This window comes from Klebsiella huaxiensis, assembly GCF_003261575.2.
Taxonomy (GTDB): domain Bacteria; phylum Pseudomonadota; class Gammaproteobacteria; order Enterobacterales; family Enterobacteriaceae; genus Klebsiella; species Klebsiella huaxiensis.
Map to the genome: position 1 here is coordinate 589908 of NZ_CP036175.1, position 17596 is coordinate 607503.

15 protein-coding genes are annotated in these 17596 nt (G+C 52.5%); 11 read left to right on the forward strand and 4 right to left on the reverse strand.

The genetic code is table 11. From position 1 onward, the window contains the following. Positions 1–158 precede the first annotated feature (158 nt). The 7 genes from mreB (at position 159) to tldD (ending at position 10346) form a co-directional block, all read left to right on the forward strand. Positions 159–1202, forward strand: coding sequence for a rod shape-determining protein MreB (mreB, locus tag DA718_RS02845; protein WP_002918653.1), 1044 nt, complete (start codon positions 159–161; stop codon positions 1200–1202). 70 nt (positions 1203–1272) lie between these two features. Beyond that, positions 1273–2271 carry a rod shape-determining protein MreC gene (mreC, locus tag DA718_RS02850; RefSeq protein ID WP_112213521.1) on the forward strand — a complete coding sequence of 333 codons (999 nt, stop codon included), beginning with the start codon at positions 1273–1275 and terminating at the stop codon, positions 2269–2271. Beyond that, a complete protein-coding gene (mreD, locus tag DA718_RS02855) occupies positions 2271–2759 on the forward strand; it encodes a rod shape-determining protein MreD (RefSeq protein WP_004139709.1) in 489 nt (162 codons plus the stop codon). The genes mreC and mreD overlap by 1 nt, the downstream gene beginning before the upstream one ends. A 7-nt stretch (positions 2760–2766) precedes the next feature. Next, a complete protein-coding gene (locus tag DA718_RS02860; RefSeq protein ID WP_112213522.1) occupies positions 2767–3348 on the forward strand; it encodes a Maf family protein in 582 nt (193 codons plus the stop codon). A gap of 2 nt (positions 3349–3350) precedes the next feature. Continuing rightward, complete coding sequence (gene rng, locus DA718_RS02865; RefSeq protein WP_110272814.1) at positions 3351–4820, forward strand: ribonuclease G; 1470 nt, start codon at positions 3351–3353, stop codon at positions 4818–4820. A 69-nt stretch (positions 4821–4889) separates the two neighbouring features. After that, entirely contained in the window at positions 4890–8687 is a 3798-nt protein-coding gene (gene yhdP / locus DA718_RS02870) for an AsmA2 domain-containing protein YhdP (RefSeq protein WP_112213523.1), read from the forward strand. A 213-nt stretch (positions 8688–8900) separates the two neighbouring features. Then, positions 8901–10346 (forward strand): metalloprotease TldD, encoded by a 1446-nt coding sequence (gene tldD, locus DA718_RS02875; protein ID WP_112213524.1) that lies wholly within the window; start codon positions 8901–8903, stop codon positions 10344–10346. 45 nt (positions 10347–10391) lie between these two features. Here tldD and aaeR read toward each other — a convergent pair whose 3' ends face one another. Beyond that, positions 10392–11321: an HTH-type transcriptional activator AaeR gene (aaeR, locus tag DA718_RS02880; protein ID WP_112213525.1), complete on the reverse strand. Its 930-nt coding sequence runs from the start codon at positions 11319–11321 to the stop codon at positions 10392–10394. Between the two features lie 132 nt (positions 11322–11453). Between aaeR and aaeX the strand changes: the two genes are divergently transcribed. Genes aaeX through aaeB form a run of 3 tightly spaced genes read left to right on the forward strand, consistent with a single transcriptional unit; the run spans position 11454 to position 14570 of the window. Further along, positions 11454–11657 carry a p-hydroxybenzoic acid efflux pump operon protein AaeX gene (gene aaeX, locus DA718_RS02885; protein ID WP_002918640.1) on the forward strand — a complete coding sequence of 68 codons (204 nt, stop codon included), beginning with the start codon at positions 11454–11456 and terminating at the stop codon, positions 11655–11657. A 7-nt stretch (positions 11658–11664) separates the two neighbouring features. Beyond that, positions 11665–12597, forward strand: a complete 933-nt coding sequence (gene aaeA / locus DA718_RS02890; RefSeq protein WP_110272818.1) for a p-hydroxybenzoic acid efflux pump subunit AaeA — start codon at positions 11665–11667, stop codon at positions 12595–12597. A gap of 5 nt (positions 12598–12602) precedes the next feature. Then, complete coding sequence (gene aaeB / locus DA718_RS02895) at positions 12603–14570, forward strand: p-hydroxybenzoic acid efflux pump subunit AaeB (protein ID WP_112213526.1); 1968 nt, start codon at positions 12603–12605, stop codon at positions 14568–14570. 209 nt (positions 14571–14779) lie between these two features. On the opposite strand, the gene yhcN-B is transcribed toward aaeB, so the two are convergent. From yhcN-B to argR, 3 genes are all read right to left on the reverse strand, one after another. After that, positions 14780–15046: a DUF1471 family stress response protein YhcN-B gene (gene yhcN-B, locus DA718_RS02900; protein WP_049114908.1), complete on the reverse strand. Its 267-nt coding sequence runs from the start codon at positions 15044–15046 to the stop codon at positions 14780–14782. A 104-nt stretch (positions 15047–15150) separates the two neighbouring features. Further along, positions 15151–15414, reverse strand: a complete 264-nt coding sequence (yhcN, locus tag DA718_RS02905) for a peroxide/acid stress response protein YhcN (protein WP_112213527.1) — start codon at positions 15412–15414, stop codon at positions 15151–15153. Positions 15415–15768: 354 nt separating this feature from the next. Then, entirely contained in the window at positions 15769–16239 is a 471-nt protein-coding gene (gene argR / locus DA718_RS02910) for a transcriptional regulator ArgR (protein ID WP_110272821.1), read from the reverse strand. Positions 16240–16652: 413 nt separating this feature from the next. Between argR and mdh the strand changes: the two genes are divergently transcribed. Next, a complete protein-coding gene (gene mdh, locus DA718_RS02915) occupies positions 16653–17591 on the forward strand; it encodes a malate dehydrogenase (protein ID WP_112213528.1) in 939 nt (312 codons plus the stop codon). Positions 17592–17596: the final 5 nt, after the last annotated feature.

Sequence of the window (17596 nt, forward strand, 5' to 3'; positions counted from 1 at the left end):
TCAGCATCAGACGGACTCAGTTAAATTTGTAACAAAGGAAACGAACTGCACTAATTTTCACCGCAGCAGATGATTTTTTCGCCTTGTCGCTGCTGCGCGTGGTTGGTAAAGTAAGCGGATTTTGTTTTCCGCCCCAGCTTTCAGGATTATCCCTTAGTATGTTAAAAAAATTTCGTGGCATGTTTTCCAATGACCTGTCCATTGACCTGGGTACCGCGAATACCCTTATCTATGTAAAAGGACAAGGCATCGTATTGAATGAGCCTTCCGTCGTGGCCATTCGTCAGGATCGTGCCGGATCGCCGAAAAGCGTCGCCGCTGTTGGTCATGAAGCGAAGCAGATGCTTGGGCGTACACCGGGCAATATCGCCGCTATTCGCCCGATGAAAGACGGCGTTATCGCCGACTTTTTCGTCACCGAAAAAATGCTTCAACACTTTATTAAACAGGTGCACAGCAATAGCTTTATGCGTCCGAGCCCGCGCGTACTGGTCTGCGTGCCGGTTGGCGCGACCCAGGTTGAACGTCGTGCTATTCGTGAATCCGCGCAGGGCGCAGGCGCCCGTGAAGTTTTCCTGATTGAAGAGCCGATGGCGGCTGCGATCGGTGCTGGCTTACCGGTTTCTGAAGCAACCGGTTCTATGGTTGTGGATATCGGCGGCGGTACCACTGAAGTGGCGGTTATCTCCCTGAATGGCGTAGTTTACTCCTCCTCCGTACGTATCGGCGGTGACCGTTTTGATGAAGCCGTGATTAATTATGTGCGTCGTAACTATGGCTCCCTGATCGGCGAAGCCACCGCCGAACGTATTAAGCATGAAATCGGCTCTGCTTACCCGGGGGATGAAGTGCGCGAGATTGAAGTTCGCGGACGTAACCTGGCGGAAGGTGTTCCACGTGGCTTTACCCTGAATTCTAACGAAATCCTCGAAGCGCTACAGGAGCCGTTGACCGGTATTGTTAGCGCGGTGATGGTTGCGCTGGAACAGTGCCCACCGGAACTGGCTTCCGATATCTCCGAACGCGGTATGGTTCTGACCGGCGGCGGCGCTTTACTGCGCAACCTCGACCGTCTGTTAATGGAAGAGACAGGAATTCCTGTCGTAGTTGCAGAAGATCCACTGACCTGTGTCGCTCGTGGCGGCGGTAAGGCATTGGAAATGATCGATATGCACGGCGGCGACTTGTTCAGCGAAGAGTAGTCAGCCTGAGATCCGGGCGGCTGGCATACGGCTGCCCCGGTCTTAACTGACACGAGAATACGCATAGCCTATGAAGCCAATTTTTAGCCGTGGCCCGTCGCTACAGATTCGCCTTATTCTGGCGGTTTTGGTGGCGCTTGGCGTGATAATCGCCGACAGCCGCCTGGGTACGTTCAGTCAAATCCGAACGTACATGGATACTGCCGTCAGCCCTTTCTACTTTGTCTCTAATGGTCCTCGGGAGCTACTCGACAGCGTATCGCAAACGCTGGCAACCCGTGACCAGCTCGAACTGGAAAACCGCGCGCTGCGCCAGGAACTGTTGCTGAAGAACAGCGACTTACTGATGCTGGGTCAGTACAAACAGGAGAACGCGCGTCTGCGTGAGCTGTTGGGTTCTCCGCTGCGCCAGGACGAGCAAAAAATGGTGACTCAGGTCATCTCAACGGTTAACGATCCTTACAGCGATCAGGTTGTTATCGATAAAGGCAGCGTTAACGGCGTTTATGAAGGTCAGCCGGTTATCAGCGATAAAGGCGTCGTTGGTCAGGTCGTCGCCGTGGCGAAGATGACCAGCCGCGTACTGCTGATTTGCGACGCAACACATGCGTTACCGATTCAGGTACTACGTAACGACATTCGCGTGATTGCTGCGGGTAATGGCTGTACTGACGATCTTCAACTGGAGCATCTGCCAGCTAATACCGACATTCGTGTGGGCGACGTCCTGGTGACTTCAGGTCTCGGTGGTCGTTTCCCTGAAGGGTATCCAGTTGGTGTGGTCTCGTCCGTGAAGCTGGATACACAGCGCGCGTATACGGTAATTCAGGCGCGCCCGACCGCAGGCCTTCAGCGTTTGCGTTATCTGCTGTTGTTGTGGGGAGCCGATCGCAACGGCGCTAACCCGATGACGCCGGAAGAAGTTCATCGCGTCGCGAATGAACGACTGACTCAGATGATGCCGCAGGTTCTGCCTGCACCGGATGCTATGGGGCCGCAAATGCCTGCTCCGGCAACCGGCATAACGCCGCCTCCGGCTCAGCAACCTCTGCCTGCTGGGGGGCAATAGTGGCAAGCTATCGTAGCCAGGGACGCTGGGTTATCTGGCTCTCGTTTCTCATTGCGCTATTGCTGCAGATTATGCCCTGGCCGGCGGACATCAGCGTCTACCGGCCAAATTGGGTACTCCTTATCCTGCTGTACTGGATCCTCGCGTTACCCCATCGGGTGAATGTCGGCACGGGTTTTGTGATGGGAGCTATCCTCGATCTCATCAGTGGCTCTACGCTTGGCGTTCGCGCACTATCATTAAGTATCGTGGCTTATCTGGTGGCGCTGAAATATCAGTTGTTCCGCAATCTGGCGCTCTGGCAGCAGGCGCTGGTGGTGGTGATGTTATCGCTCGCCGTGGATATCATTGTTTTCTGGGCAGAGTTTTTAGTGATCAACGTCTCTTTCCGTCCGGAAGTGTTCTGGAGTAGTGTAGTAAACGGTGTGCTCTGGCCATGGATCTTCCTGCTGATGCGTAAAGTACGCCAGCAATTTGCAGTGCAATAAGGTTGATATGACGACTCTGTATCTGGCTTCAGGTTCTCCGCGTCGGCAGGAACTGCTGACCCAGCTAGGCCTCTCTTTTGAGCGACTGGTTCCTGGTATTGAGGAACAACGTCATGCGCAGGAGAGTGCGCAACAATACGTCTCGCGCCTGGCGCGGGAAAAAGCGCAGGCCGGTGTGGCGTTAGCGCCGCGGGATCTGCCTGTTTTGGGGGCGGACACCATCGTCATTCTTAACGGTGAAGTGTTGGAAAAGCCGCGTGATGCCGGACACGCCGCAGAAATGCTGCGTATGCTTTCCGGGAAAACCCATCAGGTCATGACTGCCGTGGCGTTGGCCGATAAGCAACAGACGCTGGATTGCCTGGTGATAACAGAGGTGACCTTCCGCCTGCTTTCCGGGCAGGATATTGCCGACTATGTGGCCAGTGGTGAACCTTTAGACAAAGCAGGTGCATACGGTATTCAAGGGCTGGGTGGCTGTTTCGTCAGGAAGATAAATGGCAGCTATCACGCCGTAGTCGGCTTACCGCTGGTGGAAACGTATGAGTTGCTCAGTAACTTTAACTCACTGCGTGAAGAAAAGGGATAAAGATGACAGCTGAATTATTAGTTAACGTAACGCCATCCGAAACGCGTGTCGCGTATATTGATGGCGGTATTCTTCAAGAAATACATATTGAGCGTGAAGCGCGCCGTGGGATAGTAGGCAATATCTACAAAGGCCGTGTCAGCCGTGTGCTGCCGGGAATGCAGGCGGCTTTTGTAGATATTGGTCTGGATAAGGCCGCATTTCTGCACGCTTCCGATATTATGCCGCATACCGAATGTGTGGCAGGTGAAGAACAAAAGCAGTTTACCGTCCGCGACATCTCCGAACTGGTGCGTCAGGGGCAGGACCTGATGGTGCAGGTGGTGAAAGATCCCCTCGGTACGAAAGGCGCTCGCCTGACAACCGACATCACCATTCCTTCCCGTTATCTGGTCTTTATGCCGGGCGCTTCGCACGTTGGTGTTTCGCAACGTATTGAAAGCGAAGCTGAACGTGAACGGCTGAAAAAAGTAGTGGCCGATTACTGCGATGAGCAGGGCGGATTTATCATCCGTACGGCGGCGGAAGGCGTTCACGAACAAGAGATGGCGGCTGATGCTGCCTATCTCAAGCGCGTCTGGACGAAAGTCATGGAGCGTAAAAAACGCCAGCAAACGCGCTACCAGATGTACGGTGAACTGGCTCTGGCTCAACGTGTGCTGCGCGATTTTGCCGATGCACAGCTCGATCGTATTCGCGTCGACTCACGTTTGACTTACGAATCGCTGCTCGAGTTTACTGCTGAATATATTCCGGAGATGACTAACAAGCTGGAGCACTATAGTGGCCGCCAGCCGATCTTCGATCTCTTTGATGTCGAAAATGAGATTCAGCGTGCACTCGAACGTAAAGTAGAGCTGAAATCCGGCGGTTACCTGATTATCGATCAGACCGAAGCGATGACCACCGTTGATATCAATACCGGTGCATTCGTTGGTCATCGCAATCTCGATGATACTATCTTTAACACCAACATTGAGGCGACGCAGGCCATTGCCCGCCAGCTGCGACTACGTAATCTCGGTGGGATTATCATCATTGATTTCATAGATATGAACAATGAGGATCACCGTCGCCGGGTGCTGCATTCGCTTGAACAGGCGCTGAGCAAAGATCGGGTAAAAACCAGTATCAACGGTTTCTCTCAGCTTGGGCTGGTAGAGATGACCCGCAAACGCACCCGCGAAAGCGTGGAGCACGTGCTGTGCAATGAGTGCCCGACCTGTCATGGCCGCGGCACGGTGAAAACCGTGGAAACGGTGTGCTATGAAATTATGCGCGAGATCGTACGCGTGCATCATGCCTACGATTCAGACCGTTTCCTGGTCTATGCTTCTCCTGCGGTAGCGGAAACGCTGAAAGGGGAAGAATCACATGCGCTGGCTGAAGTCGAAATCTTTGTCGGTAAACAAGTCAAAGTGCAAATTGAGCCGCTCTATAATCAAGAGCAGTTTGATGTGGTCATGATGTAATCATCCACTTGCCTCTATTTTTAGGAGAGGCAGTTGGATGAAGTGTAACAGGCTGACAAGGAGAGATGCGTGAGGCGACTGCCCGGGATATTACTGCTCACCGCGGCAACATTGATTGTCGTCGTCGCACTGCTGGTGAGCGGTCTGCGCCTCGCGTTGCCGCAGTTGAACACCTGGCGTCCGCAAGTGCTGGCGAAAATTTCCGCTATTGCTGGCGTACCGGTCGATGCCTCGCAAATTACCGCCAGTTGGCAAACTTTTGGCCCTACGCTTGATGTTCGCGATATTAAGACCGGCCTGAATGATGGCGGTGAACTCTCCATTAAACGCGTCACCCTGGCGCTGGACGTGTGGCAAAGCCTGCTGCATATGCGCTGGCAGTTTCGCGATCTCACTTTCTGGCAGTTACAGGTTCATACTAACACCCCGATTCAAACCAATGACGGCGGTGAGGGGCTGAAAACCGACCGTATCAGCGATCTTTTCCTCCGCCAGTTCGATCACTTTATCCTCCGCGATAGCCATCTGAGCTTCCTGACTATTTCCGGCCAGCGGGCTGAGTTGGCAATCCCGCAGCTTACCTGGCTAAACGGCAAAAATCGCCATCGTGCAGAAGGACAGCTTAGCCTCAGTAGCCTGACCGGCCAGCATGGGGTGATGCAGGTGCGAATGGATCTGCGCGACGAAGATGGCCTGCTCAATAAAGGGCGGGTCTGGCTTCAGGCCGATGATATCGACGTTAAACCATGGCTTGGGCGCTGGATGCAGGACAATATTGCCTTGCAGAGCGCACGGTTTAGCCTTGAAGGCTGGATGACCATCGATAAAGGTGATGTTGCCAGCGGCGATGTCTGGCTGAAGAAAGGTGGGGCCAGCTGGCAAGGCGATAAAGATAAGCATCATCTTTCGGTCGATAACCTGACGGCACATATCTATCGCGACAATCAAAGCTGGGGTTTTCGAATTCCGGATACGCGCATCTCTATTGATGATAAACCCTGGCCGCGCGGCGCGCTGGCTATGGCGTGGATCCCGGCTCAGGATGTCGGCGGGAACAACAGCAAGCGCAGCGACGAACTGCGCATTCGTGCCAGCAATCTTAACCTTAACGGTTTGACCGGGCTGCAGCCGATGGCTGACAAGCTGGCTCCTTCGCTGGGCGAAATCTGGCGAACTACCCAGCCGAGCGGAAAAATTAATCTTCTGGCGCTGGATATTCCCTTGCAAGCGGCGGAAAAGACCCGCTTCCAGGCTGACTGGAGCGATATGTCATGGAAGCAGTGGAAGCTGTTGCCGGGCGCTGAACACTTTTCAGGAAACGTTTCCGGGAGCGTGGAGAACGGTGCTCTGCACGTCAGCATGACACAGGCGAAAATGCCGTATGAGACGGTCTTTCGCGCGCCGCTGGAAATTGCCAAAGGCGATGCGACCCTGAGCTGGGTGAAGAATGATAAAGGCTTTATGCTCGATGGTCGCGATATTGATGTGCAGGCGACCGGTGTTCGCGCTCGCGGTGGATTCCGCTATCTGCAACCGCAGGGCGATGAACCCTGGCTGGGGATTCTGGCCGGTATCAGTACCAATGACGGCGGTCAGGCATGGCGCTACTTCCCGGAAAATCTCATGGGCAAAGAGCTGGTAGATTACCTCAGTGGGGCGATTAAAGGTGGTCAGGCCACCGATGCCACGCTGGCCTACGGCGGTAATCCCCACCTGTTCCCATATAAGCATAACGAAGGCCAGTTCCAGGTCTCGGTGCCGCTTAAGAACGCCACCTTTGCTTTCCAGCCTGATTGGCCAGCACTAACCGGGCTGAATATCGACCTCAACTTTATCAATGACGGTTTATGGATGAAGGCCGATAAGGTGATGCTGGGTAAAGTCACGGCCAGCAACCTGGATGCGGTTATCCCCGACTATTCGCGAGAGAAGCTGTTGATTGATGCCGACGTTAACGGGCCTGGTAAAGAGGTGGGGCCTTACTTTAATGAGACCCCATTGAAAAAAACGTTGGGTGCGGCGCTGGATGAGCTTCAACTGGATGGTAATGTGAGCGCTCGCTTACATCTTGATATCCCGCTGGACGGCGAGATGACCACTGCGAAAGGCGATGTTCAGTTGAAGAACAACAACCTGTTCATCAAGCCTATCGGCACCACATTGCAGAACCTGACCGGCAAATTCAGCTTTGCAAATGGTGATCTGAAAAGCGAGCCGATGAGCGCCAACTGGTTTAATCAGCCGCTGAATATTGATTTTTCGACCACTGAGGGCGAAAAGGCGTTCCTGGTGGACGTCGGGATGAAAGCCAACTGGCAGCCGTCGCGTACTGGCTTATTACCCAAGGCGATTGATAGCGCTCTAAGCGGCAACGTACCCTGGGACGGTAAAGTGGCGATTGAGCTGCCGTATCACGGCAGTGCGAACTATAAAGTTGATATCAACGGCGATCTGAAGAATGTAAGTAGTCACTTACCTGCGCCAGTCGATAAGCAAGCCGGTGAATCTTTACCAGTAAAGATCAAGGTTGATGGCGGGTTAAGCAGCTTCAATCTAACCGGTTCTATTGGCGCAAAAAATCATATTAACAGCCGCTGGTTGTTGGGTAATAAGTTAACCCTGGACCGCGCTATTTTGACCTCTGACAGTAAAGCGGTGTCACCGCTGCCTGAGCAATCTGGTGTAGAACTGAACATGCCGCCGATGGACGGTGCGCAGTGGTTGGCGCTGTTCCAGGGGGGAGCGGCAAACGATGTCAGCAGTAATATGGTCTTCCCGGAGCGGGTCACGCTGCGTACGCCTGCGTTAACGATGGCGGGCCAGAGCTGGAATAACGTCAGCCTTGTTTCACAGCCCGATGCCGGCGGCACCAAAGTTGAAGCTCAGGGGCGCGAAATTAATGCAACGCTGACGATGCGTAAAAATGCCCCGTGGCTGGCGGCGATTCGTTATCTCTACTACAACCCAACATCAGCGAAGAGCGGCGAGACGGCGAAAACCAGCAGTCCCCTGTCTGATACCAAAATTGATTTCCACGGCTGGCCGGATCTTCAGCTTCGCTGCGCAGAGTGCTGGCTGTGGGGGCAAAAATATGGCCGCATCGAGGGTGATTTCAATATTAGCGGGGATACTCTGACGCTGGCGAACGGACTGGTGGATACCGGTTTTGGTCGCCTGACTACGGATGGCGTGTGGGTTAGTGCCCCAAGCGGCGTACGGACCTCGCTAAAAGGTAAGCTGCACGGTAATAAAACCGATGATTTCGTGAATTTCTTTGGCGTATCAACTCCGGTAAAAGGCTCTGCATTCGATATCGATTATGACCTGCACTGGCGCGCGCCGCCGTGGCAGCCGGACGTTGCCTCGCTTAACGGAATCTTAAAAAGCCATCTTGGAAAAGGTGAGTTTACCGACCTGAGCACCGGCCATGCCGGTCAGCTGCTGCGTCTGCTGAGCGTTGATGCGCTGCTGCGTAAGTTACGTTTTGACTTTAGTGATACGTTTAGCGAAGGGTTCTACTTCGATTCGATTCATAGCACGGCGTGGATTAAAGACGGCGTGATGAATACCGATGATACGCTGGTCGATGGTCTGGAAGCGGATATCGCCATGAAAGGCTCTGTCGATCTCGTTCGCCGCCAGCTGGACCTGCAGGCCGTGGTAGCGCCGGAAATTTCCGCCACCGTAGGCGTTGCGGCGGCCTTTGCCGTTAACCCGATTATCGGTGCCGCGGTCTTTGCCGCCAGCAAGGTGCTGGGGCCGTTGTGGAACAAGGTCTCGATTTTGCGCTATCGCATCACTGGCCCTATCGATCAGCCGCAAATTAATGAAGTCCTGCGCCAGGCGCGGAGCGACAAAAAGCAATGATTTGACGATTGTGCGTAATTATCGCACTCTCAATAGATAGCGTTTTATACCCGTTATATTTCAAGCCGCAGATGCGTTGGCTACGCTCGTTCACCCTAGTCACATAGTTATCTATGCTCTTGGGGATTCTCTTGCTTGCCGCCTTCCTGCAACTTGAACTATTTAGGGTATCTATTTCCGCCTGATACGCGACAACAAACGAGTAGCATAACGATGAGTCTGAACCTGGTAAGTGAACAATTACTGTCGGCAAATGGCCTGAATCATCAGGATCTGTTTGCCATTCTTGGTCAACTGGCCGAGCGCCGTCTGGATTACGGCGATCTCTATTTTCAGTCGAGCTATCACGAGTCCTGGGTTCTGGAAGACCGCATCATTAAAGATGGTTCGTACAATATTGACCAGGGCGTCGGCGTGCGTGCGGTGAGCGGCGAAAAAACGGGCTTTGCCTATGCCGACCAAATTAGTCGACTGGCGCTGGAACAGAGTGCGCAGGCAGCTCGTACCATCGTGCGTGACCACGGAGATGGCAAAGTCCATACTCTTGGCGCAGTAGAATACAGCTCCCTCTATACCAGCATCGATCCACTGCAGAGCATGAGCCGTGAAGAGAAGCTGGACATTCTGCGTCGGGTGGACAAAACGGCCCGTGCCGCCGACAAGCGGGTGCAGGAAGTTTCCGCCAGTCTGACCGGTGTCTACGAATTAATTTTGGTCGCCGCGACGGATGGCACGCTAGCGGCTGATGTGCGTCCGTTGGTTCGCCTTTCCGTCAGCGTGCTGGTGGAGGAAGATGGTAAACGCGAGCGTGGTGCCAGCGGTGGTGGTGGTCGCTTCGGTTATGATTATTTCCTTGCCTCTCAGGATGGCGAAGTGCGTGCTGATGCCTGGGCGAAAGAGGCCGTGCGTATGGCGCTGGTGAATCTGACGGCCGTTGCCGCACCTGCCGGGATGCTGCCAGTGGTACTGGGCGCGGGCTGGCCTGGCGTACTGCTGCATGAAGCGGTGGGTCACGGTCTGGAAGGTGACTTTAACCGTCGCGGGACCTCAGTCTTCAGCGGCCATATGGGCGAACTGGTGGCATCAGAACTGTGTACAGTCGTTGATGATGGCACGATCGCCGATCGTCGCGGTTCCGTCGCTATCGACGATGAAGGCACGCCGGGCCAGTACAACGTACTGATCGAAAACGGCATCCTGAAGGGCTACATGCAGGATAAGCTTAACGCCAGGTTGATGGGCGTGGCGCCAACCGGCAACGGTCGTCGCGAATCTTACGCACATCTGCCGATGCCGCGCATGACCAACACCTACATGCTGGCGGGGAAATCCACGCCGCAGGAGATTATCGAATCGGTTGATTACGGTATCTTCGCCCCGAATTTCGGCGGTGGTCAGGTAGATATTACTTCCGGGAAATTTGTCTTCTCTACTTCTGAAGCCTACCTGATCGAAAAAGGGAAAGTGACGAAAGCGGTAAAAGGCGCGACGCTTATCGGCTCCGGGATTGAAGCGATGCAGCAGATTTCGATGGTTGGCAATGATCTGAAGCTGGACAGCGGCGTCGGCGTCTGCGGCAAAGAGGGCCAGAGCGTGCCGGTTGGTGTCGGTCAGCCAACCCTCAAAGTGGATAAACTCACCGTCGGCGGTACTGCCTGATACTTCTCCAATGCGCTTTCGCATCCTGCGAAAGCGCAGATCAACTTAGCGGGTGATTCCGCGCCCGTGCATACCCTGGTAAATTTTTGCCACCTCAACGAAATATTCCGTCAGAGAGTTAATACATACCTGCACCTTCAGAGGGAGTTTGTCCTTCTCGGTATAGAGCGCATAAACCGGGCGCGGATCGGACTGGTAGCTCGGCAGCAGGATCTCCAGTTCGCCACGATTGATCTTCTCGATCACCCACATCAGCGGAACGTAAGCGACGCCGACACCCGCTGTAAGCCAGCGCACCAGGGTCATCGGATCGTTAGTCACAAAGCGTCCCTGTGGGATCAGCTTGGTTGAGATCCCTTCCGGGGCGATGATTTCAAACTCGTTATCCGGGCGGACGCTATACTCAAGCCAGGAGTGGCTGGCAAGATCTGCGGGTTTGTCCGGACATCCCGCCTGATAGAGGTAGCTTTTCGCGGCACAGAGCACCATCGGCATCGACCCCAGGCGACGGGAAAAGAGGCCGGAATCCTGCAAGGCGCCCACGCGAATTACCAGGTCCAGGCCGTCAGCAATGAGATCAGGGGCGGGGATGCCGGTCACCAGGTTTATCGACAACCCGGGATACTCTTTGAGCATTTCGGCGGTAATGCGAGCCAGTACATTCTGTGCCATAGTTGAAGAACAGCCGATGCGCAGCGTACCGATAGGTGTGTTGTTAAAGGCGTATAGCTGTTCATGGACATCCTGGGCTTCGAACAGCATTCGCCGGCAGCCCTGGTAATAGATTTTCCCTGCTTCTGTTAAACCAAGGCTACGAGTGCTGCGGTTGAGCAGCTTAACCTGCAGCTCATCTTCCAGTTTGGCTACAGTCTGACTGATGGAAGAAACGCTCATCTGGAGCTGGCGAGCCGCGGCGGTAAATGAACCTAGTTCAACCACTCTGGCGAAAACGGACATACGTTTTAGTCGTTCCATTATTCACTCTGGCTTAAAAGTGATTTAGATCACACAATATAGATAAGGCTGCAATGATTACGCTAATATACTGTTAGCTACATAATAAATTCATCACAGCTTGTCACCTGTACGCTTCTTATCAAGGTCATCATGAGTCTGTTTCCTGTCATTGTGATTTTCGGCTTGTCGTTTCCGCCGATCTTCTTTGAATTGCTATTGTCTCTAGCCATCTTCTGGCTGGTGCACCGCCTGCTGGTTCCAACCGGCATTTATGATTTTGTCTGGCACCCGGCGCTGTTTAATACCGCGCTATATTGCTGCCTGTTTTATCTGATATCGCGTTTGTTCGTTTGAGGTCGATGTGAAAACACTAACAAGAAATATCCTCCGTACCGCAATCACTGTGATACTGGTTATCCTCGCATTTATCGCGATTTTTCGCGCATGGGTGTATTACACCGCTTCGCCCTGGACGCGCGATGCGCGATTTAGTGCGGATATCGTGGCCATCGCCCCGGATGTCTCAGGGCTGATTTCGCAGGTGGATATTAAGGATAACCAACTGGTTAAGAAAGACCAGGTTTTGTTCGTTATTGACCAACCTCGTTACCAGAAAGCATTAGCCGAAGCTGAAGCCGATGTCTCCTATTACCAGACTTTGGCGCAGGAGAAGCGCGTTGAGGCTGGTCGCCGTAACCGTCTTGGCGTGCAGGCGATGTCTCGCGAAGAAATAGACCAGGCGAACAACGTACTGCAAACCGTTGAGCATCAGTTGGCGAAAGCGACGGCGAACCGCGACCTGGCGAAGCTCGATCTGGATCGCACGGTGATCCGCGCCCCGGCAGACGGCTGGGTGACTAACCTGAACGTCTATAGTGGTGAGTTTATTACCCGGGGTTCTACCGCGGTGGCCCTGGTGAAACAGAACTCTTTCTATGTCATGGCTTATCTTGAAGAGACTAAACTTGAGGGAGTGCGTCCAGGCTATCGTGCTGAAATCACCCCTCTGGGAAGCGGGCACACGATTAAAGGTACCGTGGACAGCATTGCTGCCGGGGTGACCAACGCCAGCAGCAGCAGCGATGCAAAAGGAATGGCCTCTATCGATTCCAATCTTGAATGGGTACGCCTGGCGCAACGTGTGCCGGTACGTATTCATCTTGATCAGCAGCAGGGGAACCTCTGGCCTGCGGGAACCACCGCGACGGTTGTCATTACAGGCAAAGAAGATCGCGATACTAGCCAGGCAAATTTCTTCCAGAAACTGGCTATGCGCCTGCGTGAGTTCGGTTAATCGTCATGGGGATCTTTAGCATTGAACCCCGGCACCTCCGCTTTGCCGTGAAATTAGCATCTGCGGTAGTGCTGGCGCTATTCGTCGGTTTTCATTTCCAACTGGAAACGCCGCGTTGGGCGGTGCTCACTGCGGCTATTGTCGCCGCTGGCCCGGCTTTTGCTGCCGGGGGAGAACCCTATTCTGGTGCGATTCGCTATCGCGGAATGCTGCGTATTGTCGGCACCTTTATTGGTTGTATAGCCGCGCTTGCGATCATCATTGTAATGATCCGCGCTCCGCTGCTGATGATGCTGGTCTGCTGCCTGTGGGCGGGCTTTTGTACCTGGATCTCATCACTGGTGCGTGTCGAGAACTCCTATGCCTGGGGACTGGCGGGCTATACCGCACTTATCATCATCATTACCATTCACGCAGAGCCGATGCTGGCACCGCAGTTTGCCGTCGAACGATGCAGTGAGATTGTTGTTGGTATCGTCAGCGCTATCTTAGCCGACCTGCTGTTTTCACCGCGTTCGATTAAAAAAGAGATCGATCTTGAGTTGGATAATCTGCTGATTGATCAATATCGCCTGATGCAGCTTTGCGTGGCGCATGGCGATAAAGAAGAAGTCGATAAAGCCTGGAGCGCGATGGTACGCCGTACTAACGCGCTGGAAGGTATGCGTGGGAACCTGATTATGGAGTCCTCGCGCTGGGCAAAAGTGAATCAGCGCCTGAAGGCGATCAATACTCTTTCTCTGACCCTGATTACCCAAGCTTGCGAAACCTACCTGATTCAAAATACGCGCCCTGAAATGGTCACCGATGACTATCGTGAACTGTTTGCTGAACCAGTTGAAACCGTGCAGGACGTTCACCGGCAACTAAAACGGATGCGCCGCTTTCTGACCTGGAAGGGGGAGCATAATACCCCGGTGACGATTTACAGTTGGGTGGGAGCCGCGACGCGCTATCTGTTATTGAAACGCGGAGTGGTCAGCAATACCAAAATCAGCCGTATTGAAAATGAAGTTCTTCAGGGCGAAGTGGTGGTTAAGGCTGAATCTGCTGAGCGCCATCATGCGATGGTTAACTTTTGGCGTACATCTATCTCCTGTATTCTCGGGACACTGTTCTGGCTGTGGACTGGCTGGACTTCGGGTAGTGGGGCGATGGTCATGATTGCGGTGGTCACCGCGCTGGCGATGCGTTTGCCTAATCCCCGGATGGTGGCTATCGATTTCCTCTACGGCACGTTGGCTGCTTTACCGTTGGGTGCGCTGTTTTTCCTCGTGATTATGCCCGCGACGCAGCAAAGCATGCTGCTGCTGTGTATTAGCCTTGCCGTGATGGCGTTCTTTATCGGCATTGAGGTGCAAAAGCGGCGTTTGGGCTCGCTGGGGGCGCTGGCCAGTACAATCAATATTCTGGTGCTCGATAACCCGATGAAGTTTGAGTTTAGCCAGTTCCTTGATAGCGCTTTAGGGCAGATCGTGGGGTGTTTCCTCGCGCTGATGGTGATCTTGCTGGTCCGCGATAATTCACAGGCACGTACCGGACGCGTGCTATTAAACCAGTTTGTATCGGCAGCGGTTTCGTCGCTGACGACCAATACGGCGCGACGCAAGGAGAACCATCTGCCGGCGCTGTATCGCCAACTTTTTTTACTGCTGAATAAGTTCCCTGGCGATATCGCGCGTTTTCGTCTGGCGCTGACCTTGATTATTGCCCATCAACGTCTGCGTGATGCACCTGTACCGATAAACGACGACCTGTCTGCATTTCATCGGCAGCTACGGCGTACAGCCGATCGCGTTATTTCTGCCGGTAGCGATGATAAACGTCGATATTATTTCGCCAGACTGTTAGATGAACTCAATATCTATCAGGAAAAGCTACAGCACTGGGAAGCATCACCGCAGGTGACGGAACCCGTGCGCAGGCTGGTGGAGATGCTGCATAAATACCAGCATGTACTGATCAATAGCTAACCGCCTGAACCGCTGCGTTATAGGTTGATATAGCGGGTTTTATGGCTGGATAAGGCGCTAACACCCACCTGGCGATAAGCAGCGTAGATGCTTTAGCATTTGATGAAGCGGAAGAAGGGCTGGAAGGGAACTCGCGTTTTAACGCACGACAGAGACAAAAAAAAGCCCCCAACAGGCGGGGGCAAGTCGTCAGATGAGACGACGAGGGTTTATTTGTACAGCTCAGCAGTAGCATGCCAGCTGTCACCAGTACGGGCTTCAATAATACGGTAGCTGCTGGCGCCTTCTTTCTCGGCTTTAGCCGCCAGTTCCTGACGCATATCCATTGGGGCGCTACCTACTTGAGAAACGGAAACGGTACCCATAGATTGCAGATTTTGTGCCTGCTCAGCGTTAACTTGATTGACAGCAGCGTTCGCGCCAAAAGAGAGTACGGAAGCAAGGCCCAGGGATGCGATGATAATTGCGCTTTTCATAATCTTTACTCCAATCATATTGTTTGCAGCGGCGGGAGGTTGCAATGCACTCAGGCCGCTGGGGATATTCTACATTTCAGCTAATGACCGAAAATTGTTAAATCTTATTTATAAAGCTCTGCAGTTGCATGCCAGTGGTCACCAGTACGCGCTTCAATGATGCGATAGGAGGAAGCGCCTTCTTCTTGAGCTTTCTTATTCAGCATTTCGTGCATATCCATCGGGGAAGCACTTACCGCGCCGACGGAAATAGTGCCGATTGCCTGACGGCCTTGAGCCTGTTCGCTGTTAATAGAATCAGCGGCAAAAGCGCCGAAAGACAGAACGGAAAGGATGCTTAATGCTGCTACAGTGGTTTTGATTTTCATGATGTTCACCTCGTCGAATCTTATTGTTGGGGGTCTTTGTTTCGTGACCCTCATCACAAAATCAAGTATACACTAATCACTGAAAATATTAATACCGTGCTAATTGTTGTTCTTGTAAATAATTACAAAGAAATGTCTTCTTTATAACGTATAAGAATTAGAAATGTCAGGCTTTGGTCATGAATGACTTTTATAGTTAATAAAATCATATGGATAGTATGATTTGATCTTTTGTGCGCTTCAGGGATATTCATTAGGTAAAGGAATGTATAGAAGTGGAAAAACACACTAAATGTTAAAAAAATGCTGATTTTTTGAGAGGGAACCCTCTGGAGTTAACCAGAGGGAAGAAGCTTAGAGTTCCTGTTCAAACAGGACGAGAATGGCATCATGCAGATCTTTAACGCTAAAACCTCTGGCTGGGGTGGTAAAGATAGTATCGTCACCTGCAATGCTGCCAAGAATACCTTCAGCCTTGCCTAAAGAGTCCAGCAGTCTGGCAATCAGCTGTGCTGCGCCAGGGCTGGTATGGATGACGACGACCGAATCGTTATAGTCGATATCCAGCACCAGATTTTTCAGCGGGCTAGAGGTTGTCGGGACGCCAAGCTCGGCAGGCAGGCAGTACACCATCTCCATTTTGGCATTACGCGTACGCACTGCGCCAAATTTCGTGAGCATACGCGAGACTTTCGATTGATTGATATTATCGAAGCCTTCCTCTTGTAGCGCCTGTACGATTTCACCTTGAGAGCTGAATTTTTCTTCTTTAAGCAGCGCTTTGAACGCTTTAACCAGTTCTTCTTGTTTCGCCGAACTTCGCATAAGTCACCCAATTATGGTGGTAAAAACAACATCATTATGCATAACCATGCATTTTTATGCAAATAATCCGCAGGGGAGAAGCGTAAATAATGTTATGAAGGGGGCATATTTTAGCAAAAAACCCTAATAAGGAACATGCCTTCGTCACGGCACGCAAATTGCTACAAAAGTAAATGAAATGTTATTAAATGATGTTGTTCTGCCCAATGCGCTGGGTGTATTGTAACCAACAGTCGATCCGGTACTACGCTTTGCTGGATGGTCAGTCTCAGGGAGGAAAATGCGAAGCTGTTGCATCGCTGCGCACGACCACGCATTCTTCAGCCATAATTATTGTAATTGTTCATCTTGTGAATTAAGGTCCAGGCGACGGAGTAACGAAAGACTATTTTAACCATAATAAGGAGTTTAGGATGAAAGTTGCAGTCCTCGGCGCCGCTGGTGGAATTGGCCAGGCGCTTGCCCTACTACTTAAGACCCAACTGCCTTCAGGTTCAGAACTCTCGTTGTACGACATTGCTCCGGTAACCCCGGGCGTGGCGGTTGATCTTAGCCATATCCCTACCGATGTAAAAATCAAAGGTTTTTCCGGTGAAGACGCAACCCCGGCACTGGAAGGTGCTGATGTGGTGCTGATATCCGCAGGTGTCGCGCGTAAGCCCGGCATGGATCGCTCCGATTTATTTAACGTTAACGCCGGGATTGTGAAAAATCTGGTGCAACAGATCGCCAAAACCTGCCCGCAAGCCTGCGTTGGGATTATTACCAACCCGGTGAATACAACGGTGGCGATTGCGGCCGAAGTGCTGAAAAAAGCTGGCGTTTACGATAAGAACAAGCTGTTTGGCGTCACGACGCTGGATATTATCCGTTCAAATACGTTTGTCGCTGAGCTGAAGGACAAATCTTCATCAGACGTTGAAGTGCCGGTTATTGGCGGCCACTCTGGCGTAACCATTCTTCCTTTATTGTCACAAATTCCTGGCGTGAGCTTTAGCGAACAGGAAATTGCTGATTTGACTAAGCGCATTCAAAACGCCGGAACTGAAGTTGTTGAAGCAAAAGCCGGTGGTGGTTCAGCGACGCTGTCGATGGGCCAGGCTGCAGCGCGATTCGGCCTCTCTTTGGTTCGCGCAATGCAAGGTGAGAAAGGGGTTGTAGAATGTGCTTATGTTGAAGGTGATGGTCAATATGCCCGCTTCTTCTCACAGCCGTTATTGTTGGGTAAAAATGGCGTAGAAGAGCGCCGAACTATTGGCAAACTCAGCGCGTTCGAGCAGCAGGCTCTGGAAGGGATGCTGGATACGTTGAAGAAAGATATCGCCCTCGGCGAAGATTTTGTGAATAAATAACTTTT